Origin of the sequence: Streptomyces sp. NPDC048612 (assembly GCF_043199295.1) — a bacterium.
Classification (GTDB): Bacteria; Actinomycetota; Actinomycetes; order Streptomycetales; family Streptomycetaceae; genus Streptomyces.
In genome coordinates this window covers 218424-240033 of the sequence record NZ_JBICVV010000010.1, presented here as the reverse complement: position 1 = coordinate 240033, position 21610 = coordinate 218424, and the positions used below count along the sequence as shown (strand labels likewise).

The following is a 21610-nucleotide window of genomic DNA, read 5'->3' as shown; positions in this document are numbered from 1 at the left end:
AGGCATCACGGAGGCGTGCGGTGCGCCCTCTCCTGCGCCTCCTCAGCCAACTCCAACCACCGCAGCTCCAACTCCTCCTTCTCCACGCTCAGCTCCCGCAGTTGGGCGTCAAGGCCGGCGACCTTCTCGAAGTCGGTGGGGTTTTCGGTGATTTGGGTGTGAAGGGTGGTTTCCTTGGTGCCGAGCTTGTCCAACTGGCGCTAGATCTTTTGGAGTTCTTTCTGGGCGGCGCGGTTGACCGCGGCAGCCTTCTTTGGGGCCACGGTCTGCAAGGCGGGGCGTGGGCGGCGACCTCGATGACCTGCTGGCGGCGCCCCACAGGGCCGCGTGTGATCTCAGTTGCTCACGCCAGAGTCCAAGGTGTGCGAGCCAGTTGACGTTGCTGCCTGGTGTCTCGCCGTGGCGGTGATGCAGCCAGTCACCTGCTCAAAGCTGCCCCGCCAGCCGAGCATAGGGTGGGCAGCCTGGACCATCTCGAATCAGAGGAAAGCGGGGTCGACGTCCTTCTCAACGCAATGCTCAGGATGACCGCCAGTCGGAAGGCGTCGTCTATGTGCTGTTGGAGAGCGGGGCATCGGGATGAAATCAGCGTGTTCAAGAAGCTCTTCTCGGGCGTTCGGTCGCGCCTCGGAAAAGAAGGATGTCGATGACTACTCCGCAACAGCCGCCAAGTGGTTTCGGGCAGGTGCCGGGTTACGGTGCGCCGCAAGGGGCGCCGCAGATACCACAGCCCGGACAGCCGGGTGGGTATCCGCCGGGGGTCGCTCCTGGCGCGCCGGGGCCCTACGGGCAGCAGGCTCACCCCGGCCTCGGCGGGCCAGGGCCCTACGGACAGCAGCCCCACCCCGCCGGACCGGTGCCGTACGGCCAGCAGCCTGGCCCCTACGGAATGCCGCAGCAGGCGCCCCAGTTCGGGTACGGCGGGCCAGGCATGCCCCCGCCCATACCGCCCAAGCGGAAGACCGGGAAAGCATGGGGGATTCTTGGGGCTATCGCCGGGGTGCTGGTGTTGGGGACGGTGGCATCTAATGCGGGGATGCGGGGTGGAGGGGGGTCGTCGGGTGGGGCCAGTGGGCCGAAGTACCGGATTACGGTGCCGCAGACGCTGGCGGGCGGGGAGTACGAGCTCGCCAAGGACATATCCCAGCAGGCCAGCGATGCGGTGCCGCAAGACGGGGCTGGCGCTCACGGCGTCAAGGCAGTGGGCGGGCAGTACTCGTCCGGGACCAAGTCGCTGGTGATGCTGGGGCTCTACGGGGTCATTGATGATCCCGAGAAGGCCGTTGACCACACCATCCGTGGCATGACGCGCGACGGTAAGACGGAAGCCGTCGTGATGGATGAGGAATTCACGCCCAGTGAGGGTGGAGATCCGCTCACGTGTGGTGTGGATGTGAAGACGGATATGGGGCAGAAGGTGACAGTGCCGTTCTGCGTCTGGGCCGATTCCAGTACGAGCGGGAATGTCGTCGAAACCGATGGCTCGGCGCTGTCGAAGGATCCGCGTTCCATCGACCTTCAGGAATTCGCCGATAAGGCGGGCAAGATTCGCGGTGAGGTCAGGAAGCCGCTGTGATTCCGCGTGATTGGCCGTGATTCGCTGTAGTCCGCTGTAATCGCGCCTCGCCGCTGGGCGCGGAGCAACTCCTGGAGCGGCGCTGAGCGCCGTACGGCCGCCATAACGATGTGCGCGGTGACCGTATGGTGCTTGGCGTCGCTCCAGGAATCAGTAGCGTCCCGCCCGTCATCGAGCGCCCGTCTCCGAGCGCCCGCCCGTACGCTCTCGACTCCCCTACGCCTCCTCAGCCAACTCCAGCCACCGCATCTCCAGCTCCTCCTTCTCCGTGCTCAGTTCGCGGAGTTGGGCGTCGAGGCCGGCGACCTTTTCGAAGTCTGTGGCGTTTTCGGCGATCTGGGCGTGGAGCTTGGTCTCCTTGTCGCCGAGCTTGTCCAGCTGGCGCTCGATCTTCTGGAGTTCCTTCTGGGCGGCGCGGTTGACGGCGGCGGCCTTCATGGGGGCCGCGGCGGTCTGCTGCGCGGGGGCCGGGGTGGCGGCGTCGATGACCTGTTGGCGGCGTTCCAGGTACTCGTCCAGGCCGCGGGGCAGCATCCGGAGCGTGGCGTCGCCGAGGAGGGCGTGGACGCGGTCGGTGGTGCGCTCGATGAAGTAGCGGTCGTGGCTGATGACGATGAGGGAGCCGGGCCAGCCGTCGAGGAGGTCCTCCAGCTGGGTCAGGGTCTCGATGTCGAGGTCGTTGGTGGGCTCGTCGAGGAAGAGGACGTTGGGCTCGTCCATGAGGAGGCGCAGGATCTGCAGGCGGCGGCGCTCACCGCCGGAGAGGTCGCCGACCGGCGTCCACTGCTTCTCCTTGGTGAAGCCGAACTTCTCGCAGAGCTGGCCGGCGGTCATCTCGCGGCCCTTGCCCAGGTCGACGCGCTCGCGCACCCGCTGGACGGCCTCCAGCACCCGCAGCGCCGGGTCGAGTTCGCCGACCTCCTGGGAGAGGTAGGCCAGTTTGACGGTCTTGCCGACGGTGATCCGGCCGGCGGCCGGTTGCGCGTCGCCCTGCGTACGGGCCGCCTCGCCCAGCGCGCGCAGCAGCGAGGTCTTGCCGGCACCGTTGACGCCCACCAGGCCGATCCGGTCGCCGGGCCCCAGCTGCCAGGTCAGGTGCTTGAGCAGCACCTTCGGCCCGGCCTGGACGCTGACGTCCTCCAGCTCGAAGACGGTCTTGCCCAGGCGGGAGCTGGCGAACTTCATCAGCTCGGCGCTGTCGCGGGGCGGCGGGACGTCGGCGATCAGCTCGTTCGCCGCCTCGATGCGGAAGCGGGGCTTGCTCGTACGGGCCGGGGCGCCGCGCCGCAGCCAGGCCAGCTCCTTGCGCATCAGGTTCTGCCGCTTGGCCTCTTCGGTGGCGGCGATCCGCTCCCGCTCGGCCCGCGCGAAGACGTAGTCGCTGTAGCCGCCCTCGTACTCGTGGACGTCACCGCGCTGGACGTCCCACATGCGCGTACAGACCTGGTCGAGGAACCACCGGTCGTGGGTAACGACCACAAGGGCGGAGCGGCGGGCGCGGAGGTGCCCGGCCAGCCAGGAGATGCCCTCGACGTCGAGGTGGTTGGTGGGCTCGTCGAGGACGATCAGGTCCTGCTCGGCGATCAGCAGCTTGGCCAGCGCGATACGGCGGCGCTCGCCACCGGAGAGCGGACCGATGACGGTGTCCAGGCCGTCGGTGAAGCCCGGCATGTGCAGGTCGCCGAAGAGGCCGGTGAGCACGTCACGGATCTTGGCGTTGCCGGCCCACTCGTGGTCGGCGAGGTCGCCGATGACCTCGTGCCGGATGGTGGCGGCCGGGTCGAGGGAGTCGTGCTGGGTGAGGACGCCGAGGCGCAGGCCGCCGTTGTGGGTGACCCGGCCGTTGTCCGCGCCCTCCAGCTTGGCGAGAATCCGGATCAGGGTGGTCTTGCCGTCCCCGTTGCGTCCGACGACGCCGATCCGGTCCCCCTCGTTGACGCCGAGCGAGACACCGTCGAGCAGGGCACGGGTTCCGTACACCTTGCCGACGGCTTCCAGATTGACGAGGTTGACGGCCATCTCACTCCTGCGCTTCACACCTGCGGTTCACATCGGGCGACCTTCCCAGCCTAGTCGTCGTGCGGAGCAGGGCCGCCGGGAGATCAATACCTGTGGATAACTGCTGGGGGTGAGTGCCCGGGAGATGAGTATCCGTACCGATGGCAGGGCCGGCGGGCGCTCCTAGCGTGGGCCGCATGATCAACGACCGGGCTCCGGAAGCCCTTCCTGTGCACGACGCGGCACCGTCGGTGACGGGCTCCACCGTGGGGCGCGTCCTCATCGGTCTGCTGGTGCTGGCGTTCGCCGGGGTGACCGGGCTGTTCGCGCCGCTGCTGGTGATGGCGAGCGACAGCTGCTCCGAGGGGGACGCCCGCGCGATCTGCTCCGCGGGCACCCAGCAGATCGTCGGCGGCCTGCCGGTCGGCGCCGCCTTCGTGGCCGCCCTCCTGGCGGTGGTGGGCATGGCCAACAGGAGCGCGGCGGGCTGGGGCTGCCTCCTGGCGGCGCCGGTTCTGCTGGTCGTGTCCTGGGTGGTGGCGCTGGGCCTCGCGGGCAGCTGAGGCGCTGGCTCGCCGTTGTAACGTGCCGTCATGGCACCGGACATGGGCACGGCGGGCAGCAAGGTGGAGACGGTACGCGGGCTGGTCTACGGGCCGAGCGGCAAGCAGCTGGACGTCTACCGTCCGGCAGAGGCGTCGGGGGCGTCCGGCGCGATGCCGACCGTGCTGCTGTGGCACGGCATCGGCCCCGACGAGCGCGACATCCTGGAGCCGCTGGCGCGCACGACGGCGGCCCTCGGGGCGCTGGTGCTCGTCCCGGACTGGCGCTCGGACGCCCCGGACGGCGGCCGGGCCCAGCTGCTGGAGTCGCTGGCCTTCGTCCGCGAGGAGGCGGGCGGTCTGGGCGGCGACGAGGCGTCGTCCGTACTGGCCGGGTGGTCGGCGGGGGCCGGGGCCGCGCTCGGGGTCGCCCTGCGGCCCGAGTCCGCGGCGCAGTGGCGCCCGCGGGCGGTGGTGGCCATGGCGGGCCGCTACGACCTGCCGGCCCGCACCACCGGGACCGCCCCGCTGGAAGATCTCGCCGCGGGCCACGACCCGGGTGTACCTGTCCATCTGCTGCACGGCACCCGCGACACCGTCCTCGACGCCCAGCACTCCCGCGACCTCGCCGCGGCACTACGGACCGCGGGCCGGGCGCTGACCCTCCAGGAGCCGGAGACCGACCACGCGGGCGTCATCATGACCGCGTACGACCCCGCCTCGGACCGCTGCGTCCCGACGACCGCCGAACACGCGGTACGGGCGGGACGGCTGGTGGCGGGGGTGCTGGCGGGGGTCGGCGGGGGCGAGGCGTAGGGCCGCCAGGCCCCCAGAGCCCCGCCTCCGCGGTCAGCTCAGCGCCTTCTCGATGGCCTCGAAGATGTCGGCATCGGTCTCCTGCTGCCAGGCCGGGAGGCCGGGCCAGTCCGCGACGTAGCCCGGCTTCGGGTCGTCGAAGTGCTTGAACATCTGGGCCGTCCAGCAGGTCGCGACGAAGCGGCCCTTCTGCTCCCGGGACAGCCGGGACGTGTGCCCGTCGCTGGACTCGACGAACTGCCGCACCTGCTCGTAGACCGACCCGGCCGCCTCGCGCTCCCACTGCGGGGTGTCGGCCCATGGAGTGACGTAACCGGCCTTGGGCTCCCCGGGGAAGTGCTGATGCACACCCGCGATCCAGGTCTCCCGGAACAGTCGTGCACCCTCGGTCTGCGACATGCCATCCCCTCTCGTCACGGCGTGCTCAACGCGGCGATCTCCGCCGCCAGCTCAGATGTACCCGGAGGATGAGGCGCGAGCCAACGGTGCGGACGGCGGCGGAAAGGAACTGCTGTGCGCCCTCGACTACGGGCGACGCAGGCCGCACCGAAATGCATTACCCACGGGTAACGGCGTCGCTATAGGCTGCATGATCGGGCTCGCAGACCAACGGGCCCCGCAGGGAAACAAGGGGGACACGATGAAGAACAAGCTCGCGCTGTCACTTGGTGCAGTCATTCTCAGTACGGCATCGGCGGGGCTCGTCTCGGCCACCCCGGCCGCCGCCGCGGGCTACGAGCACTTCCAGCAGGTCACGTGCTGGAAGCTGAAGTACACGCGGACGAGTTGGAGCGGGTCGTGCAGTGTCCCGTTCGGCCACGCACGAGCCGTGGCCGAGTGCGCCGACGGAAAGATCCGTAAGGGCGCGTGGACGGGGCGTGGCAACTGGAAGTTCGGCATGAGCTGCGGCAAGAGCCGGATGGGCGCCATGAACGTGGAGACCAGGAGCAAGTGAAGGCTCGCGCCGACCGCTCCGCACCGTGAGACGTCGCCACGGAATATCCGTCGGGGGCACCACCCCCGACGGATCGCGGCGGGTCAGCGGCGGCCGCCGCCACCGGACGACCAGGTGTTGAGCCGCCGTACGGCCTCCTCCAACTCCCGGCGCCGGGCCGCCTGATCCGCGGGAGGCCGCGCCTGCTGCGACGGGCGGACGGGGACGTACGGCCGGACGGGACGGCCGTCCTCACCGCACAGCGGCAGCAGTTCGGGCGGCAGTCGCCGGACGCGTACGAGGCGTCGCCGCACCGGAGGCTCCGGCGGCCAGGCCGTGGGCGAGAGGGCGCCGGTGCCGCGGGGTGCCCGGTGGCCGCCACGGCCCGGGAGTAACCAACACAGCAGTCTGCCGAAGGCGGTTCGGACGAGACCGTGCACTCCGTTCAACGGGTCGCCGCCTCGCGCAGCACCTCGGCGAGCCGGCGGGCGGTCGCCGCATTGCAGTTACCGAGCGCAACGAGCGAGACGCTGTAGGAGCCCGCGAAGCCGGGCAGGTCGACGCCGAGCGACGGCAGCGTGATGCCGTGGGCCCGCAACGCCGTGCGCAGCTCTTCGGCGCTGTCGTGCACATCGTCGGTGAGGGAGTGGTCGAGGGGCATGGACCCCGCCTTTCTGTACGCATAGCGACGAACCGCCTACAGAGTGACGTGACGCGGCGTAACGTGAAAGGGGGTTGGGCTCCCGGTTGCGGTGCGGGGAACGCACGGTGCGACGTGGTGGAAATGCGGAAACCGCCGGGGCTCGTCCGCAACGACTGTGAATCAGGTCTACGTACGGCGGTGAACCGTGTCACGACGCAAGGACATCGACGGGTCGGCGGGAGTTCCGACCTTCTACGGCAAGGAGCTGCGCTACCAGCGGGAGTTGGCCGGCCTCACGCTCCAGCAGTTGATCGAGGGCAGCTTCTACGGCCAAAGCCACCTCAGCGAAATCGAACGCGGCGAACGCCGGATGCCACCGGAACTGGCCGAGCACGTGGACAAGGTCCTCAAGACGGATGGCTTCTTCCAGCGGTGCTGCGAGGACGTGCGGAAGGCGAGGCGGACGGGGCACGCCGAGTACTTCGAAAGCGTCCTGGAGGCGGAGAAGTACGCGGAGACCATCGAGGAATGGTGCCCCACCCTCATCCCTGGCTTGTTGCAGACCGAGCCGTACGCGCGGGCGGTGGTAAGGGCGACGCACCCGCTGGCGCCCGACAAGGAAGTGGAGGTGAAGGTCAGCGCCCGCACGGCGAGGTCCCACATCTTCGAGCGTGAAGGCAAGGCACCGGAGTACTGGGTGATCCTGCCTGAGTACGTATGGCGCTGCCCGGTCATCCAGGGGGCCGAGATGGCTGAACAGCTCGACCGCATCGCGGAGCTGGCCAGGAAGCGCCGGATCGTTCCACAGGTTCTTCCGCGGAATTGCGGACCGCATCCCCTCATGACGGTGGGGTTGGCCAAGATCATGACCTTTGCTGATGCTCCGCCACTTGCCTACCTGGAATCGCAGTACAGCGGCGACACGATCGACGATCCGGCCCTCGTGAGGAAATACCGCAAGGCATACGATCGGCTCAGGGCCGCCGCACTCGCTCCTGAGGCGTCCCTGACCATGATCGAGGCGGCCGCAGAGGACTACCGAAGTGACAAACAACCGGATTGACTTGAGCACCGCCGTCTGGCGCAAGAGCAGCTACACCAACGGCGACGGCGGGGACTGCGTCGAGGTCGTCGACGACCTCCCCGGCGTCGTCCCCGTCCGCGACTCCAAGGACCCGCACGGCCCAGCGATCATCTTCCCGGCCGCCGCCTGGTCGTCCTTCGTCACCGCCGTCAAGGACACCGATCTCCCGGGCATCTGAGTTCAGAGGAGAAACCAAGTGGGCACCAAAAGGATCGACTTGAGCACAGCCGTCTGGCGCAAGAGCACCTACAGCAACGGCGACGGCGGCAACTGCGTCGAGGTCGTAGACGACCTCCCCGGCATCGTCCCCGTCCGCGACTCCAAAGACCCGCACGGCCCGGCGATCGTCTTCCCGGCCGCCGCCTGGTCCGCCTTCGTCGCCGCCGTCAAGGGTACCGACAGCCGGAGTTGAGGCGTGAGCCGACATCACGTCACGTGAGGCAAGCTTCTACGCCATGACTGGTGCGGCCGACCTGGCGGCCTGCTCGATGTTCGCGCGGTGGGCCGCACGGGCTTCCTCGTCGATCTGCTTCTCGTGTTCGGCGCGCAATCCGGTCCGGCCGTCGAGTTTCCAGAGCAGCGCCTTGCGGTCCCGCCGCAGTCTCCCGTGCAGGGTGTCTTTCGCGAATTCGTCGATCATGCGGCATGAGCCTGCCATGGGCTGCTCGTGGCCTCACGATCCCGTACGTGGTCCGCGACGACTGGCAGAGCCGAGGCCTGGCCGTCGTCGTCGCCACCGCCCTGACTGCTACAAGAAGCTCACGAAAGCTGCCATGTGAGGCAGCCTCTTATTCGCCATTCTATGGCGTGGTGCGGCAGCGCTGCATTAGCTCGGGCTTAAGGAAACTTAAGGCTCACATTGCCTGGACGGCTTGGTTGCGTCGCGCTTATCCGGATAGCGTCACGTCCGCCAAGTCGTATGCGCGGCAGGGGAGTTATCGCTCCCTCACCCCCCACGCTCAAAGGAATGTTCATGCGCCGAACGCTGGCGGCTGCCTTGGTTGCAGCTTCCTCTCTTCTTGTGCTCATACCCAGCTCCTCGCAGGCCGCTCCGGCCTCAGCTGGTGAGCGTCACGCCGCCCGGTCGCACGACCACGCCACCACGCGGCCTTATCTCGATGACGTGTTGGGGAAGAAGCAGCGGGTGGGATTCGCCGCCGAGGCCAACAAGTGGCCCACCTCCCGGCTCACCTGGAAGTTGGACCACTACAGCTCCCGCTCCGATCTCCGGGGAAAGCGGGCAGAGGTCGAGAATGCTCTCGCGAAGGCGATGAATACCTGGGCGAAGGCCAGCAAACTTCGTTTCACCAAGACCACCGGCAGCAAGGCGAATATAAAGATAGGGTTCCACACCGGCGACCACGGCGATAACGCAGCCTTTGACGGCAAGGGTGGCGTCCTGGCACACGCCTATGAACCGCAGTGGGGAATGCTGCACTTCGACGACCAGGAGCCCTGGAGCACGACGGCGCAATCCGGGCGGACCGACCTGAGTTCTGTCGCCCTCCACGAACTCGGCCACATTCTGGGGCTCGACCACTCCGCCGATCGGAAGTCCATCATGTACCCCTACTACACGGGCGGGAAGACTCTGGGCCAGGAGGACATCCAGCGGATTCAGGCGCTGTACGGGGCGCCGGGCCGGTGAATTCCGCGTGACCGGCGGCGGCCGCGTGGCCGCCCTGACACCGGCGGACCGGCGGACCGCCGGCCCACCGGACCGTCAGAAACGGTGCCTAAGACCGTGTCCTACATGGTCAGTTTGAGGAACCGCTTGTAGCAGCAGAGAGCGGATGCCAGTCCGAGAAAGGCCAGGTAGTTGCCTGGTTTCCGCTCGTAACGGTGGTTGAGACGGCGGTAGCCGGTCAGCCAGGACATGGTGCGTTCGATGACCCACCTGCGACGGCCGAGCCGCTCGCTGGAGTCGATGCCCTTACGGGCGATACGGGCGCCGATGCGTTTGCCCCACAGCCAACGCCGCAGGTGAGGGATGTCGTACGCCTTATCTGCATGAAGGCGCACTGGCTTGGACTCGGCCGCGTGGAATTCGTGTCCCATGTGGAAATGGGACAGCATCGGCTTCAGAGCGAGGCTGTCGTGGGTGTTGGCCGCGGAGAGCCCGACCCGTAGGGGCAGTCCGCTCGCGTCGGACAGGACATGCATCTTGGAACCGGGCTTACCTCGGTCCACGGGGCTCGGACCTGCAAGTTCGCCCCCTTTTTAGCCCTCACGTGGGCGGAATCGAGGACCGCACGGGACAGGTCGACCAGGTCCTGCTCGTCCAGGAGCTGGAGAACCTTCTGATGCAGTCGACCCCAGACCCCGGCACGAGACCAGATGGCGAAGCGGCGGTGCACGGTCGACTTCGACGCTCCGAAGCACGGTGGCAACGCCCGCCAGGCGCAGCCGCTGACCAGGACGTAGATGATCGCGGCAAACACCGCCTCATCATCGATGTTCGCGACCCCGCCGCCCTGCGGACGAACTGGCGCCGCCGGCAGCAACGGTCTTGCCAACTCCCACAAGCCGTCCGGAACGATCCATCCCCACCGTCCACTCCCCATGCCCAGCACAACCGCCAACTGACCATGTAGGACACGGTCTAAGACCGTGTCCTATGTGGTGAAGCGGACGGCGGGCACTGCCGTACGGTGCCGGGTGGGCGCCCGTGGCCGAGCGGCGTCAGCTGCGCGGGTAGCGCCCGGGGGCGAAGAACGACTCGTTGTACGGCTGGTGGATGAGGGGGTGGAACGCCGCCGAGAAGTCGTCGGCCAGCTCGGTGATCGTGCCACGGCCCTCGACGGCGGTGAGCCAGGACGGGGGGAGGGCGAGGTCGCCGTGGTGGGCGCCGAGGAGGTTGCCGCAGAGGGAACCCGTGGAGTCGCTGTCACCGGAGTGGTTGACGGAGAGCAGGAAGGCTGACTCAACGCGCGTGCACCCGGGTGCCGGGTCGGCGGGGCGGGCGAGGGCGCAGTAGACGGCGATGGCCAGGGCCTCCTCGGCGATCCAGCCTCCGCCGAGGGTTTCGACCTTCTCGGGGGTCGCTGTGCCGTCGGCAGCCAGGTCGACCGCCTTGCGGAGGGCGGCCGTCGTCTCCTCGTGGCCGGGATAGCGGGCGAGGAGTTCCATCGAGCGCAGCACGGCGCCTTCGAGGGAGTCGCCGTCCAGTAGGTGTCCGATCATGGCGGCGAAGGCACCGGCCGCGTAGTAGCCGGTGGGATGGCCATGGGTGATCTGGGCGCAGCGGGCGGCGAATTCGAAGGCTCGGCGAACGGGCATGCCGGTGAGGCCGAAGGGAGCCGAGCGCATGACCGTGCCGCAGCCCTTGGAGTCGGGGTTGACCGGCCCCGGCGCTCCGAGCTCGCCGAGCGTGTCGGGGATGTGCTCGTAGCGGAGGCCGGAGACGCAGGCGTTGCCGGGGGCACGGCGGGCGTAGAGCCAGGTCTGCTGGCGCAGCCAGCCGGTGCGGACGAGGGCGAGTTCGGCCGGCGGCGCGGGGTGGTTCTGGGTGTCGAGCCAGCGCAGATAGGCGTTCCGCACGAGGACGGGCCCGGCGGAGCTGATGCCGTTGCCGGTGACGGGGCCGTAGCGGGCGTAGGCGCGGATGAGGCCTTCCGCGGTGAAGAGGGTCATCTGGGTGTCATCGGAGACCTGGCCGAGGACGACGCCGCCGACCGGCAGGAAGCCGGTGACCCCGGACGGCCCGTAGCCGTTGCGGATCGAGGCCAGCGACTGGAACTCGATCGGGTATCCCAGGGCGTCGCCTATCGCCCCGCCCAGAAGACAGCCACGGACACGGGCATGGCGGGCGACGATGTCGCCCCACGACTGACTGTTCAAGCCGGTTCCCTCACTTGATGGTTGTGCTCATGGTCATTGCGTCGATCGGTCGCGTGGCCGGAGCCTTCCGGCTCAGAAGATCCAGGCCAGGTAGAGGCTGAGCGCCGCACCACCGGCGCCGCCCAGGACCAGCCGCTGCATCCAGGCACTCGCGCGGGTTCCGGCGATCAACCGGCCCACGGCCACGGCCTGTCCCCTGCTCGGCAGGATGCCGGTCGCGGCGAACGGGACCCCCGGCGCGGCGACGATCCGGCCGAGGAAGAACAGCGCGCACCAGCGCCAGATCTCGCCGAAGCCGGTGCGAGGTAGCCGCTCACGGTCTGCTGGACGGGGATGCGGTCGCCCCGTTCGCGGTCTGCCGTGATGGTCGCCTCGTGATCGACGGTCGTTCCGTCGTCTGCGCGGAAGGTGCCGGCGCACACCGTCTTGTCGCTGTGGTGACGGCTTCCGTGGTCGATCCAGCGGCGCTCGACCGTGAGCGTGCCGTGACGACCGACGAGGCCCGCTGCCGTGCGTCGAGTTGTACAGCGAGAAGCCGGCGCAGAGGAGCGCCAGAAAGAAGAAGAGGCCGCCGAAGAGACGCCCTTTCACACTCGGCGCGGGCATCGGGACGAACGGATCGATCCGGCGTCCCCAGTCCTGGCTCCAGCATGGCGCTACCACCCCCTCCACTCCGGCTGCTCCCGTGATCGCTCACCTTACTCAGACGTCGTTTCACCTGGTGAGGCGGCGGCAGCCGATGAGGGTCGCTGCTATGCCGACGAAGGCGAGGAAAGAACCCGCGCCCCCGCCGCCGGGGAATCCGCCACCCGCACCTGACGGCAGGTCCCGGACGCCATGAGCGCCGACGCGACCGCCTCGGCCGCCTCCGCGTCCTTGACGAGGAAGGCCGTGGTCGGTCCCGAGCCGGAGACCAGTGCGGCCAGGGCGCCGGCCGCGGTGCCCGCCTCCAGGGTCGCGGTGAGCGACGGCCGCAGGGACAGGGCCGCGGGCTGGAGGTCGTTGGACAGGGCCGGGGCGAGCGCGGTGGCGTCGCCGGACTCCAGGGCGGCCAGCAGGTCCGGGGCGGGCTCCGGCTCGGGTACGTCCGTGCCTGCCGTCAGCCGGTCGAACTCGCCGTAGACGGCGGGGGTGGAGAGGCCGCCGTCGGCGACCGCGAAGACCCAGTGGAAGGTGCCGCCGACGGGCAGCGGGGTCAGCAGTTCGCCGCGGCCGCGGCCCAGCGCGGCGCCGCCGACCAGGCTGAACGGGACGTCGCTGCCCAACTCGGCGCAGATGTCCAGGAGTTCGTCCCGCGAGGCGCCCGTCGACCAGAGGGTGTCGCAGGCCAGGAGGGCGGCGGCGGCGTCCGCGCTGCCGCCGGCCATGCCGCCCGCGACGGGGATGTCCTTGCGGATGTGGAGGTGGACGTGCGGCTCGATGCCGTGCCGGGCGGCGAGGAGTTCGGCGGCGCGGGCGGCCAGGTTCGTGCGGTCCAGGGGGATCTGGTCGACGTCGTGGCCCTCGGCGGTGATCCGCAGGGACTCGGCGGGGGTGGCGGTGACCTCGTCGTAGAGGCCGACGGCGAGGAAGACGTTCGCCAGGTCGTGGAAGCCGTCCGGGCGGGCGGCGCCCACCGCCAGCTGGACGTTGACCTTGGCCGGTACGCGGACGGTGACCGGGGCGGCGGTCGGGTCGGTCGGGTCGGTCATGCCTGCTCTCCCCCTGAGGTGTGTGCTCCCCCTGCCTGACGGATGCCGGGCGCGCCGCCCGGTCCCTTGTGTTCGGCGATCCGCGCGAACTCCTCGACGGTCAGTGCTTCCCCGCGGGCCTGCGGGGAGACTCCGGCGGCCACCAGCGCGGCTTCCGCGGCGGCGGCCGAGCCGGCCCAGCCCGACAGTGCGGCGCGCAGGGTCTTGCGGCGCTGGGCGAAGGCGGCGTCGACGACGGCGAAGACCTCGTCGCGGCTCGCGGTGGTCTCGATGGGCTTGTCGCGGCGTACCAGGGAGACCAGGCCGGAGTCGACGTTGGGGGCGGGCCAGAAGACGTTGCGGCCGATGGCGCCGGCCCGCTTGACCTCGGCGTACCAGTTGGCCTTCACCGACGGCACGCCGTAGACCTTGTTGCCGGGGCGGGCAGCGAGCCGGTCGGCGACCTCGGACTGGACCATGACCAGGGTGCGGTCGATGGTGGGGAAGGTCGCGAGCATGTGCAGCAGCACGGGCACGGCGACGTTGTAGGGGAGGTTTGCGACCAGCGCGGTGGGCGCGGGGCCGGGCAGCTCGGTGACGTGCATCGCATCGCTGTGGACCAGCGCGAAGCGGTCGGCGCGGCCGGGCAGCCGGGACTCGACGGTGGACGGCAGCGCCGCGGCCAGCACCTCGTCGATCTCGATGGCGGTGACCCGGTCGGCGGCCTCCAGCAGCCCCAGGGTCAGCGAGCCGAGCCCCGGGCCGATCTCGACCACGACGTCGTCGGTCCTGACCTCGGCGGTCCGGACGATCCGGCGGACGGTGTTGGCGTCGATGACGAAGTTCTGGCCGCGCTGCTTGGTGGGGCGGACGCCCAGGGCGGCGGCCAGTTCGCGGATGTCGGCGGCGCCCAGCAGGGGTCCGGGATCGTCGGTGGTGCTCTTGCTCATGCCACAGCCTCGTTGCGCTCGTTCACCCGTGAAGCTTACGGCCGCAGACCGGCCACGGGCTCGCCCCCCTTCGGATGTAGAGCTTCTTGGCCCGGAAGGTCTGCTCCTGGGGGGAGGCGTCCTGCGGGCGGCCGCGGCCGCCGAGGGCCCGCCAGGTGGCGACATCGAACTGGTAGAGCCCGCCGTAGGTGCCGGAGGAGTCGACGGCGTGCGGCCGGCCGCCCGCCTCGCACTGGGCGAGGGCGTGCCAGGCGAGGTGGTCGGCGCCGCGGACGGAGGTGGGCAGGTCCCGGACGCCGAGGTGCACGATCTGCGGGCGCGGGGCGCGGACGACCTCGCTGTGCAGCCGCCTCGGTTTCTGTTTGACGCCGTTGACCATGCGCGTGCGGTAGGTGACGCGCCGCACGCCGGGGCGGCCCTGCTGGACGACCATGACGGTGCCGCGGGCCAGGCGGGAGTCGGCCCGGTGGACGGTGCGGAAGGGGATGGGTTTGTCGCGGACCTCCCTGGAGCCGGTGATCCGCAGGACCGAGAGGGTCTGGCCGTCGTGCGGGAAGCTCTCCGGCGGCACCGAGGTGGTGTCCTGGCCGTGCAGGGTGAGCCCGGCCTCGGCGAGTGCCTCGCGGACGGTGGCGGCGTTGGTGCGGAGCCGGTGGGCACGGCCGTCGGCGACGATCACCACGGAGCGTTCGGTGCGGACCGCCAGCTCCATGCCGCGCTGGGCGATGCGCCGGGAGCGGGAGGCCGAGAGGTAGGCGCCGTCGGCGCGTACGCCGATCTGGTGCAGCGCGCCGGCGACGGTGTCCGCGGTGGTCCACACCGTGCGGCGCTGTCCGTCGATGGTCAGCACGACGGGGCGGCCGTGCCGGACGACGACCTCGTCGCCGCTGCTGAGGGCGGTGCCGGGGGCGGGCGCGACGATGTCGTGGGCACCGATGTCGAGGCGCTGTGCGGCCAGCAGGTCGTCGACGTCGGAGGCGAAGGTGTGCAGGGTGCGCGGGGCGCCGTCGACGGTGAGCCTGATGGCCTTGTCGTGGGCGATGAAGGCGGTGGTGCCGCCTGCGAGGAAGGCCACGACCAGGGCGCGGGGCAGCAGCCGGCGCAGCGCGTCGGGGTGTTCGGCGCGGCGTCTGCGACGGCCGCGCGCCGCGCGGTGGCTGCTCTGCGAAGGACTCACGGCGCGCTCCCCATGCCACGGATGCGGTTGACGGCGGGAATGTAGCGGAGCCGCCGTCACTCTCCCAACTCGACCCGATACGGAAAGTGACCGGATTGGGGGGCGCGGGAGGGCGCTCCGACGGGGCGCGCGGCCCCGTCGGCGGGCGTCGGGCGCCGGCCGCGAACCGTCAGTAACCGAAGGCCCGGGCCGTGTTCGCCGCGACGGCGGTGGCGAGGGCGTCCTCCGTCATCCCCCTGACGCCGCCCATGGCCCGCAGGGTGACCGGAATGAGGTACGGGGCGTTGGCCCGTCCGCGGTACGGGGCGGGGGTGAGGAAGGGGGCGTCGGTCTCGACGAGGACCAGCTCGGGCGGGGCGACGGCGAGCGCGTCGCGCAGCGGCTGGGCGTTCTTGAAGGTGACGTTGCCGGCGAAGGACATGAAGTAGCCGGCCGCGGCGCAGACCCCGGCCATCTCGGCGTCGCCGGAGTAGCAGTGGAAGACGACCCGGTCGGGGGCGCCCTCCTCGCGCAGGATGCGCAGCACGTCGTCGTGTGCCTCGCGGTCGTGGATGACGAGGGCCTTGCCGTGCCGCTTGGCGATCTCGATATGGGCCCGGAAGGAGGCTTCCTGGGCGGCCATGCCGTCGGGGCCGGTGCGGAAGTGGTCGAGGCCGGTCTCGCCGACGCCGCGCACGTGCGGGAGGGCGGCGAGCCGGTCGATCTCGGCGAGCGCCTCGTCGAGGGCGCTGTCGCCGCCGGGCTCCCGGGCGCCCTGCCGCGACCAGCCATCGGGGTCGCCGAGCACGATGCGGGGCGCCTCGTTGGGGTGCAGGGCGACAGTGGCGTGCACGCTGTCGTGGGCCGCGGCGGTCTCGGCGGCCCAGCGCGAACCGGCCAGGTCGCACCCCACCTGGACGACGGTGGTCACCCCGACGGAGGCGGCCTTGGCGAGGGCCTCGTCGACGGTGCCGTCCTGCATGTCCAGGTGGGTGTGCGAATCCGCGACCGCCACCCGAAGCGGTTCGGGCAGCGGGGGCGGGGTGTTCTTGTCCTGCGGTGCCATGGCCGCGATCCTACGAGGGGCGCGGCGCGGGGCTCACTTGCGGTGGTGCTGGAAGGGGTGCAGCAGGTCGGAGAGGTGCCAGTGGTGGCGTCCGGAGTCCTTGTCCCCGGCGGTGCGGTCGTCGGTGCCGTCCGGGTCCGCGGCCGCGGGTTCCTTGTTCTTCGCGCCGCCGTGCTTCTTCTCGCCGCCGTTCCCGCGCTGGTACATGCTCGCCATCGCGGCGGACACCATCGAGACCTGGCCGGAGCGCATGATGCGGACCACGTCGCTGCCGCAGTTCACGCAGGTGGGGCAGGTCAGCGGGGACCGGACGCGCTCGCCGTCCGCGTAGTAGACGACGTGCAGCTCGCCCTTGCCGTCGACCTGGTGAACTATCTCGTAAGCCTGCTCCCAGCCGTGGCCGCATCGCATGCAGGCGAAGGAGTACGCCTCGTGCGCGGCGGCGTCGGGCCGGTGATCGGGGTGTGGCGCGCCCGTGGTCGTCGTCGAAGCTCCGGTGGTCCTGGCGAAATCGTTCATGTGCTGCGCTCCTCTTGTCCTCCGGACAAGGTCTTCGGGAAACCGTTCGTCCCTCGTCCAGTGGACGCCTTTCCCGGTCACAAAGCAGCAGATCGACGACCGTATTGGCCCAGATTTGGCCGGAGGCAGGGAAAAGTCCCCGCCAGCGCGGCCGGAGCTTTACCTTTCAGGCCAGTCATTTACCTTCTGATGAGTCGGTTTTCGCCGCGCTCTTCTCCGCGTTCTTCGCCGCGACCACCGCGTCGAAGACCTCCCGCTTGGGCAGCCCGGCGTCCGCGGCGACCGCGGCGATGGCCTCCTTGCGGCGCTCCCCGGCCTCCTCACGGACCCGCACCCGGCGCACCAGCTCCTCGGCGTCCAGATCCTGCGGCCCACTGTCCGGGGCACCCTCGACGACGATGGTGATCTCGCCGCGCACCCCCTCGGCCGCCCAGGGCACCAGCTCCGCCAGCGGCCCCCGCTTGACCTCCTCGTAGGTCTTGGTCAGCTCCCGGCAGACCGCGGCCCGCCGGCCGGCGCCGAAGATCTCGGCCATCGCGGCGAGGGTGTCGTCCAGGCGGTGCGGTGCCTCGAAGTAGACGAGGGTGCGCCGCTCGCCCTCGACCTCACGCAGCCGGGTGCGCCGCTCGCCGCCCTTGCGGGGCAGGAACCCCTCGAAGCAGAAGCGGTCCACCGGCAGCCCGGAGACGGCCAGGGCGGTGAGCACGGCACTGGGGCCCGGTACGGCGGTGACCTTGATGTCCCGTTCGACGGCCGCGGCGACCAGCCGGTAGCCGGGGTCGGAGACCGAGGGCATGCCCGCGTCGGTGACCAGCAGCACCCGCGCCCCGCCTTCCAGCGCCTCGGCCAGCTCGGGCGTCCGGGCCGCCTCGTTGCCCTCGAAGTACGACACGATCCGCCCGGTCGGCTGGACCTCCAGCGCCTGGGTCAGCCGGCGCAGCCGCCGGGTGTCCTCGGCGGCGATCACGTCGGCGGCGGCCAGCTCGGTGGCGAGCCGCGGCGGCGCGTCCGCGATCTCCCCGATGGGCGTCCCTGCAAGTACCAGCGTTCCAGTCACCGTCCCATCCTCCCAGGGCGCCGCCGCGCTCCGGCCGGTCGGTGTCCCGCCGGTGCGCTCCCGCCGGTCCACAGGCGGTTTCCCTACGATGGGCCGGGTGACGAGTGACACCACCGCGACCGACGCCGCCGCGCAGCACGCCCCGGAGCCGCCCGGAGCGCCCCCCGTGTGGCAGCGGCGGCTGCGCCGCTTCGGGCTTCCCGTCCGCCCGCAGACCGATGTCCGCACGCGGCTGGTGCCCGCCTTCCCCGAGCCGAGCGGCCGGCTGTGGGCGGTGTTCGGCGCGGGCCCGGAGGCCGCGGTGCGGCTGACGCGCTGGGCGGCCTGGCTCGGTCCGCTGCTGGTGGCGCTGTTCGCCGGGGTGCTGCGGTTCTGGAACCTGGGCAGCCCGCGGAAGGTGATATTCGACGAGACGTACTACCCGAAGGACGCCTGGTCGCTGCTGCAGTACGGCTACGAGGGCACCTGGGCCAAGAACGCCAATGACGCGCTGGTCGGGCATCCGCCGGAGCTGCTGCTGTCGCCGGAGCACTCGTACGTCGTCCATCCGCCGATGGGCAAGTGGCTGATCGCGGCGGGCGAGAGCCTCTTCGGGATGAACCCCTTCGGCTGGCGGTTCGCCGTGGCGCTGCTCGGCACCCTCTCGGTGCTGCTGATCTGCCGTATCGGGCGCCGGCTGCTGCGCTCGACGGCGCTGGGCTGTCTGGCGGGTGCCCTGCTGGCGGTGGACGGTCTGCACTTCGTGATGAGCCGGACCGCGCTGCTCGATCTGATCGTGATGTTCTGGGTGGTGGCCGCGTTCGGCTGTCTGCTGGTGGACCGGGACCGCACCAGAGCCCGGCTGGCGGCGGCGCTGCCGGCCGGAGAGGATGGCCGCGCGCGCCCCGACGAGAGCGTCGGGGACCGGATGCGGCTCGGGTGGCGACCCTGGCGGATCGCGGCCGGACTGTGTCTGGGCCTGTCGGCGGCGACGAAGTGGAACGGGCTGTACTACCTCGCGGCCTTCGCCCTGATGGCGGTGCTGTGGGATGTCGCGGCCCGCCGTACGGCCGGGGCCCGGCACCCCTTCCGCTCGACGCTGCGCCGCGATGTGCTGCCCGCCTTCGCGTCCACCGTCGTCGTGGCCCTCGCCACCTACCTGGCGTCGTGGTCGGGCTGGATCGCCACCAAGGGCGGCTACTACCGGGACTGGGCGACCTCACCGGAGGGCCGTACCGGCCACTGGACCTGGCTGCCGGACTGGCTGCGCAGCCTGTGGCACTACCAGACCGAGGTCTACTCCTTCCACACCGGACTGACCACCCCGCACACCTACCAGTCCAACCCGTGGAGCTGGCTGGTCCTCGGGCGTCCGGTCTCCTACTTCTACGAGGACCCCAAGGCCGGCCAGGACGGCTGCACGGCGGCCGAGGGCTGCGCCCGTGAGGTGCTGGCACTGGGCACCCCGCTGCTGTGGTGGGCGGCCTGCTGCGCGCTGCTCTACGTCCTCTACCGCTGGCTCTTCCAGCGGGACTGGCGGGCCGGGGCGGTCCTCTGCGGCGTCGCGGCCGGATACCTGCCGTGGTTCCTCTACCAGGAGCGGACCATCTTCCTCTTCTACGCGGTGGTGTTCGTCCCGTTCCTGTGTCTGGCGCTGGCGATGATGATCGGCGCGATCATCGGGCCGCCGGGCTCGACGGAGCGCCGCCGCACGATCGGCGCGGTCGGCGCCGGTGTCCTGGTTCTCCTGATCGCATGGAATTTCATCTACTTCTACCCCCTCTATACGGGGATGCCGATCCCCAAGTCGGCCTGGCACCACCGGATGTGGTTCGACACCTGGGTCTAGCGGCCGGAATTCGACAGTTCCGTAACAGCCGTACAACAGCGCGTCACCGGACCGTGCCCCTATCGAGACTCACCGCCCTCCCGTGTCCCATAGAGTGCGGGGCACGTTCTTGTGTGCGTATTCAAGGACGAGGCTCTGGGAGGGAATCGGTGGCATGCGCCGTGAGGTGAAGTACGGGCTGATCGGCGGATCGGTGGCCCTGGTGGCGGGAGTCGTGGGCGGCTTCACGCTGTTCGGCGGCTCGGACGAGTCGTCCCAGGAGGTCAGCTCCACGGACGCCAAGTCGGGCGAGGAGGGCACCAAGGTGCCCACCGGCCCGCTGTCGGCCAAGGAAGTGCAGACGACGTCACGGCAGTTCCTGACCGCCTGGCAGTCCGGCGACGCGGCCAAGGCGGCCGGGATGACGGACGACCCGGAGAAGTGCAAGGCCGCGCTCGCGGCCCTCAACAAGCAGGCGCGGTTCTCGAAGGTGTCGCTCAGCCCCGGCACTCCCGCCGGGGACAAGGTGCCGTACACCGTCGCCGCGCAGATCGACTACAAGGGCGCCAAGGCGGCGTACTCGTACCGCACCTCGGCGACCGTGCAGCGCGCCAAGGCCACCGGAAAGCCGCAGATCGCCTGGAAGCCGGCGATGATGCACCCGGGCCTGGCCAAGGGCGACCAGCTGCGGACCGGCGAGGCCGAGGCGCCGCCGATCAAGGCCGTCGACCGCAAGGGCGCGGAGCTGACCCCCGAGGCACATCCGGCGCTGGCCGGGGTGCTGGACAGCCTGCGCGACAAGTACGGCGACAAGACCGACGGCAAGCCCGGTGTGGAGCTGTTCATCCACCGCGCGAAGGCCGCCAAGCCCGCCGACCAGCTGCCCGACAAGACCCTGAAGGTGCTCTCCAAGGGGACGCCGGGCACCCTCAAGACCACCCTGGACGCCGGGATGCAGACGGCGGCCGAGCGGGCGGTCAAGGGCAAGAAGTCGGCGTCGGTGGCCGCGGTCAAGCCCAGCACCGGTGAGATCCTGGCGCTCGCCAACGCTCCGGAGAAGGGCTTCAACCTGGCCACCCAGGGCTCGATGGCGCCCGGTTCCACGATGAAGGTCGTGACCGCGGCGATGCTGATGGACAAGGGCATGACTTCGCCCGGCAAGCAGCACCCGTGCCCCAAGTACGTGACGGTCGGCGGCTGGAAGTTCCAGAACCTCGACAAGTCCGAGATCCCGCACGGCACGTTCGCGCAGAGCTTCGCGGCGTCCTGCAACAACGCCTTCATCTCGCAGGCCAAGCACCTCAGCGACGACGACCTGACCAAGGAGGCCCGGGACGTCTTCGGCATCGGCCTGAACTGGCAGACCGGCATCCCCACCTTCGACGGCTCGGTGCCGGTGCAGAGCGACGCGCAGATGGCGGCGTCGCTGATCGGCCAGGGCGGGGTGCGGATGAACCCGCTCACCGTCGCCTCGCTCTCCGCGACGGTGCGGGCCGGCTCCTTCCACCAGCCGTACATCGTCTCGCCCGCGCTGGACCACCGGACGCTCGCCAAGGCCTCCCGCACGATGAAGCCGTCCACCCTCAGCGGGCTGAAGTCGCTGATGAAGCTGACCGCGACGTCCGGTACGGCCGCCGAGGCGATGGCCGGGGTCAGCGGTGACGTCGGCGCCAAGACCGGCTCCGCCGAGGTCGACAACCAGAAGAAGCCCAACGCCTGGTTCACCGCCTACCGCGACGACCTCGCCGCGGCGGCCGTCGTCCCGGCGAGCGGCCACGGCGGCTCGAACGCGGGCCCGGTGGTCCGCGCCGTCCTCACCGCCCGCTGACCCGCGCGGGGCGCCCGTGGGGGCGCCCCGTCTCAGCGACCGGATCTGGTTCGCATGGCCCGTACAGCTTTCGCTAGCGTGCGGGCCATGAGCGATTCCGCTTCCGGCACCGCCCCGGGCCCCC

General features: G+C 70.4%; 22 protein-coding genes and 2 pseudogenes. 10 read left to right on the top strand and 14 right to left on the bottom strand.

Annotated elements, in window-relative coordinates; all coding sequences use genetic code 11:
* Positions 1-5: 5 nt before the first annotated feature.
* Positions 6-260 (bottom strand): annotated as a pseudogene (locus tag ACGFN2_RS18145) (hypothetical protein); the annotation flags it as partial.
* A gap of 833 nt (positions 261-1093) precedes the next feature.
* Between ACGFN2_RS18145 and ACGFN2_RS18140 the strand changes: the two are divergent.
* Entirely contained in the window at positions 1094-1576 is a 483-nt protein-coding gene (locus ACGFN2_RS18140) for a hypothetical protein (protein ID WP_393361384.1), read from the top strand.
* Between the two features lie 216 nt (positions 1577-1792).
* On the opposite strand, the gene ACGFN2_RS18135 is transcribed toward ACGFN2_RS18140, so the two are convergent.
* Positions 1793-3595 carry an ABC-F family ATP-binding cassette domain-containing protein gene (locus tag ACGFN2_RS18135; protein ID WP_393361382.1) on the bottom strand — a complete coding sequence of 601 codons (1803 nt, stop codon included), beginning with the start codon at positions 3593-3595 and terminating at the stop codon, positions 1793-1795.
* 176 nt (positions 3596-3771) lie between these two features.
* Between ACGFN2_RS18135 and ACGFN2_RS18130 the strand changes: the two genes are divergently transcribed.
* Both ACGFN2_RS18130 and ACGFN2_RS18125 read left to right on the top strand, forming a co-directional pair.
* Positions 3772-4137 (top strand): hypothetical protein, encoded by a 366-nt coding sequence (locus ACGFN2_RS18130; RefSeq protein WP_393361379.1) that lies wholly within the window; start codon positions 3772-3774, stop codon positions 4135-4137.
* A 30-nt stretch (positions 4138-4167) separates the two neighbouring features.
* A complete protein-coding gene (locus tag ACGFN2_RS18125) occupies positions 4168-4932 on the top strand; it encodes an alpha/beta hydrolase fold domain-containing protein (protein ID WP_393361376.1) in 765 nt (254 codons plus the stop codon).
* A gap of 33 nt (positions 4933-4965) precedes the next feature.
* Here the strand turns inward: ACGFN2_RS18125 and ACGFN2_RS18120 are convergent, their stop codons facing one another.
* Positions 4966-5331, bottom strand: coding sequence for a hypothetical protein (locus tag ACGFN2_RS18120; RefSeq protein ID WP_362609712.1), 366 nt, complete (start codon positions 5329-5331; stop codon positions 4966-4968).
* 241 nt (positions 5332-5572) lie between these two features.
* Here ACGFN2_RS18120 and ACGFN2_RS18115 point away from each other — a divergent pair, with 241 nt between their 5' ends.
* Entirely contained in the window at positions 5573-5887 is a 315-nt protein-coding gene (locus ACGFN2_RS18115) for a hypothetical protein (RefSeq protein WP_362609715.1), read from the top strand.
* Positions 5888-5970: 83 nt separating this feature from the next.
* Here ACGFN2_RS18115 and ACGFN2_RS18110 read toward each other — a convergent pair whose 3' ends face one another.
* Positions 5971-6180, bottom strand: coding sequence for a hypothetical protein (locus ACGFN2_RS18110; protein ID WP_393361373.1), 210 nt, complete (start codon positions 6178-6180; stop codon positions 5971-5973).
* A 131-nt stretch (positions 6181-6311) separates the two neighbouring features.
* Positions 6312-6527 (bottom strand): hypothetical protein, encoded by a 216-nt coding sequence (locus ACGFN2_RS18105; protein WP_393361370.1) that lies wholly within the window; start codon positions 6525-6527, stop codon positions 6312-6314.
* 187 nt (positions 6528-6714) lie between these two features.
* On the opposite strand from ACGFN2_RS18105, the gene ACGFN2_RS18100 reads away from it, so the two are divergent.
* Genes ACGFN2_RS18100 through ACGFN2_RS18090 form a run of 3 tightly spaced genes read left to right on the top strand, consistent with a single transcriptional unit; the run spans position 6715 to position 8005 of the window.
* Positions 6715-7572 (top strand): helix-turn-helix domain-containing protein, encoded by an 858-nt coding sequence (locus ACGFN2_RS18100; protein ID WP_393361367.1) that lies wholly within the window; start codon positions 6715-6717, stop codon positions 7570-7572.
* Position 7573: 1 nt separating this feature from the next.
* Positions 7574-7771 carry a DUF397 domain-containing protein gene (locus ACGFN2_RS18095; RefSeq protein WP_362609725.1) on the top strand — a complete coding sequence of 66 codons (198 nt, stop codon included), beginning with the start codon at positions 7574-7576 and terminating at the stop codon, positions 7769-7771.
* Positions 7772-7810: 39 nt separating this feature from the next.
* Complete coding sequence (locus ACGFN2_RS18090; protein WP_393361364.1) at positions 7811-8005, top strand: DUF397 domain-containing protein; 195 nt, start codon at positions 7811-7813, stop codon at positions 8003-8005.
* 36 nt (positions 8006-8041) lie between these two features.
* Here the strand turns inward: ACGFN2_RS18090 and ACGFN2_RS18085 are convergent.
* A pseudogene (locus tag ACGFN2_RS18085) lies at positions 8042-8161 on the bottom strand (type I restriction endonuclease subunit M); the annotation flags it as partial.
* 405 nt (positions 8162-8566) lie between these two features.
* On the opposite strand from ACGFN2_RS18085, the gene ACGFN2_RS18080 reads away from it, so the two are divergent.
* Positions 8567-9241: a M10 family metallopeptidase domain-containing protein gene (locus ACGFN2_RS18080; RefSeq protein WP_393361361.1), complete on the top strand. Its 675-nt coding sequence runs from the start codon at positions 8567-8569 to the stop codon at positions 9239-9241.
* 101 nt (positions 9242-9342) lie between these two features.
* On the opposite strand, the gene ACGFN2_RS18075 is transcribed toward ACGFN2_RS18080, so the two are convergent.
* From ACGFN2_RS18075 to rsmI, 8 genes are all read right to left on the bottom strand, one after another.
* A protein-coding gene (locus ACGFN2_RS18075) for an IS5 family transposase (protein ID WP_393361483.1) occupies positions 9343-10157 on the bottom strand; the annotation gives its coding sequence in 2 pieces (ribosomal slippage) (positions 9343-9815 and positions 9815-10157; 816 coding nt in all).
* Between the two features lie 118 nt (positions 10158-10275).
* Entirely contained in the window at positions 10276-11433 is a 1158-nt protein-coding gene (locus ACGFN2_RS18070) for an ADP-ribosylglycohydrolase family protein (RefSeq protein ID WP_393361358.1), read from the bottom strand.
* 752 nt (positions 11434-12185) lie between these two features.
* Entirely contained in the window at positions 12186-13124 is a 939-nt protein-coding gene (locus ACGFN2_RS18065) for a 4-(cytidine 5'-diphospho)-2-C-methyl-D-erythritol kinase (protein WP_393361355.1), read from the bottom strand.
* On the bottom strand, positions 13121-14053 hold the full coding sequence (gene rsmA, locus ACGFN2_RS18060; RefSeq protein WP_362609745.1) for a 16S rRNA (adenine(1518)-N(6)/adenine(1519)-N(6))-dimethyltransferase RsmA: 933 nt from the start codon (positions 14051-14053) through the stop codon (positions 13121-13123). The genes ACGFN2_RS18065 and rsmA overlap by 4 nt, the downstream gene beginning before the upstream one ends.
* 22 nt (positions 14054-14075) lie before the next feature.
* Positions 14076-15230 (bottom strand): ubiquitin-like domain-containing protein, encoded by a 1155-nt coding sequence (locus tag ACGFN2_RS18055; RefSeq protein WP_393361352.1) that lies wholly within the window; start codon positions 15228-15230, stop codon positions 14076-14078.
* A gap of 169 nt (positions 15231-15399) precedes the next feature.
* Positions 15400-16275 carry a TatD family hydrolase gene (locus tag ACGFN2_RS18050; RefSeq protein WP_393361349.1) on the bottom strand — a complete coding sequence of 292 codons (876 nt, stop codon included), beginning with the start codon at positions 16273-16275 and terminating at the stop codon, positions 15400-15402.
* Between the two features lie 33 nt (positions 16276-16308).
* Positions 16309-16794 (bottom strand): hypothetical protein, encoded by a 486-nt coding sequence (locus tag ACGFN2_RS18045; RefSeq protein WP_362609754.1) that lies wholly within the window; start codon positions 16792-16794, stop codon positions 16309-16311.
* A gap of 175 nt (positions 16795-16969) precedes the next feature.
* Positions 16970-17851 carry a 16S rRNA (cytidine(1402)-2'-O)-methyltransferase gene (rsmI, locus tag ACGFN2_RS18040; protein ID WP_393361346.1) on the bottom strand — a complete coding sequence of 294 codons (882 nt, stop codon included), beginning with the start codon at positions 17849-17851 and terminating at the stop codon, positions 16970-16972.
* An 88-nt stretch (positions 17852-17939) separates the two neighbouring features.
* Here rsmI and ACGFN2_RS18035 point away from each other — a divergent pair, with 88 nt between their 5' ends.
* Together ACGFN2_RS18035 and ACGFN2_RS18030 are read left to right on the top strand one after the other, a co-directional pair.
* Positions 17940-19679, top strand: coding sequence for a dolichyl-phosphate-mannose--protein mannosyltransferase (locus tag ACGFN2_RS18035; RefSeq protein WP_393361343.1), 1740 nt, complete (start codon positions 17940-17942; stop codon positions 19677-19679).
* A 154-nt stretch (positions 19680-19833) separates the two neighbouring features.
* A complete protein-coding gene (locus ACGFN2_RS18030; RefSeq protein WP_362609761.1) occupies positions 19834-21486 on the top strand; it encodes a penicillin-binding transpeptidase domain-containing protein in 1653 nt (550 codons plus the stop codon).
* Positions 21487-21610 lie beyond the last annotated feature (124 nt).

Excerpts from the sequence above, each read along its gene's own strand:
- ACGFN2_RS18120 (WP_362609712.1), bottom strand. The coding sequence starts at position 5,331 with ATGTCGCAGACCGAGGGTGCACGACTGTTCCGGGAGACCTGGATCGCG.
- ACGFN2_RS18135 (WP_393361382.1), bottom strand. The coding sequence starts at position 3,595 with ATGGCCGTCAACCTCGTCAATCTGGAAGCCGTCGGCAAGGTGTACGGA.
- ACGFN2_RS18080 (WP_393361361.1), top strand. The coding sequence starts at position 8,567 with ATGCGCCGAACGCTGGCGGCTGCCTTGGTTGCAGCTTCCTCTCTTCTT.
- ACGFN2_RS18130 (WP_393361379.1), top strand. The coding sequence starts at position 3,772 with ATGATCAACGACCGGGCTCCGGAAGCCCTTCCTGTGCACGACGCGGCA.
- ACGFN2_RS18105 (WP_393361370.1), bottom strand. The coding sequence starts at position 6,527 with ATGCCCCTCGACCACTCCCTCACCGACGATGTGCACGACAGCGCCGAA.
- ACGFN2_RS18030 (WP_362609761.1), top strand. The coding sequence starts at position 19,834 with ATGCGCCGTGAGGTGAAGTACGGGCTGATCGGCGGATCGGTGGCCCTG.
- ACGFN2_RS18115 (WP_362609715.1), top strand. The coding sequence starts at position 5,573 with ATGAAGAACAAGCTCGCGCTGTCACTTGGTGCAGTCATTCTCAGTACG.
- ACGFN2_RS18035 (WP_393361343.1), top strand. The coding sequence starts at position 17,940 with ATGGGCCGGGTGACGAGTGACACCACCGCGACCGACGCCGCCGCGCAG.
- ACGFN2_RS18050 (WP_393361349.1), bottom strand. The coding sequence starts at position 16,275 with ATGGCACCGCAGGACAAGAACACCCCGCCCCCGCTGCCCGAACCGCTT.
- ACGFN2_RS18125 (WP_393361376.1), top strand. The coding sequence starts at position 4,168 with ATGGCACCGGACATGGGCACGGCGGGCAGCAAGGTGGAGACGGTACGC.
- rsmA (WP_362609745.1), bottom strand. The coding sequence starts at position 14,053 with ATGAGCAAGAGCACCACCGACGATCCCGGACCCCTGCTGGGCGCCGCC.
- ACGFN2_RS18045 (WP_362609754.1), bottom strand. The coding sequence starts at position 16,794 with ATGAACGATTTCGCCAGGACCACCGGAGCTTCGACGACGACCACGGGC.
- ACGFN2_RS18065 (WP_393361355.1), bottom strand. The coding sequence starts at position 13,124 with ATGACCGACCCGACCGACCCGACCGCCGCCCCGGTCACCGTCCGCGTA.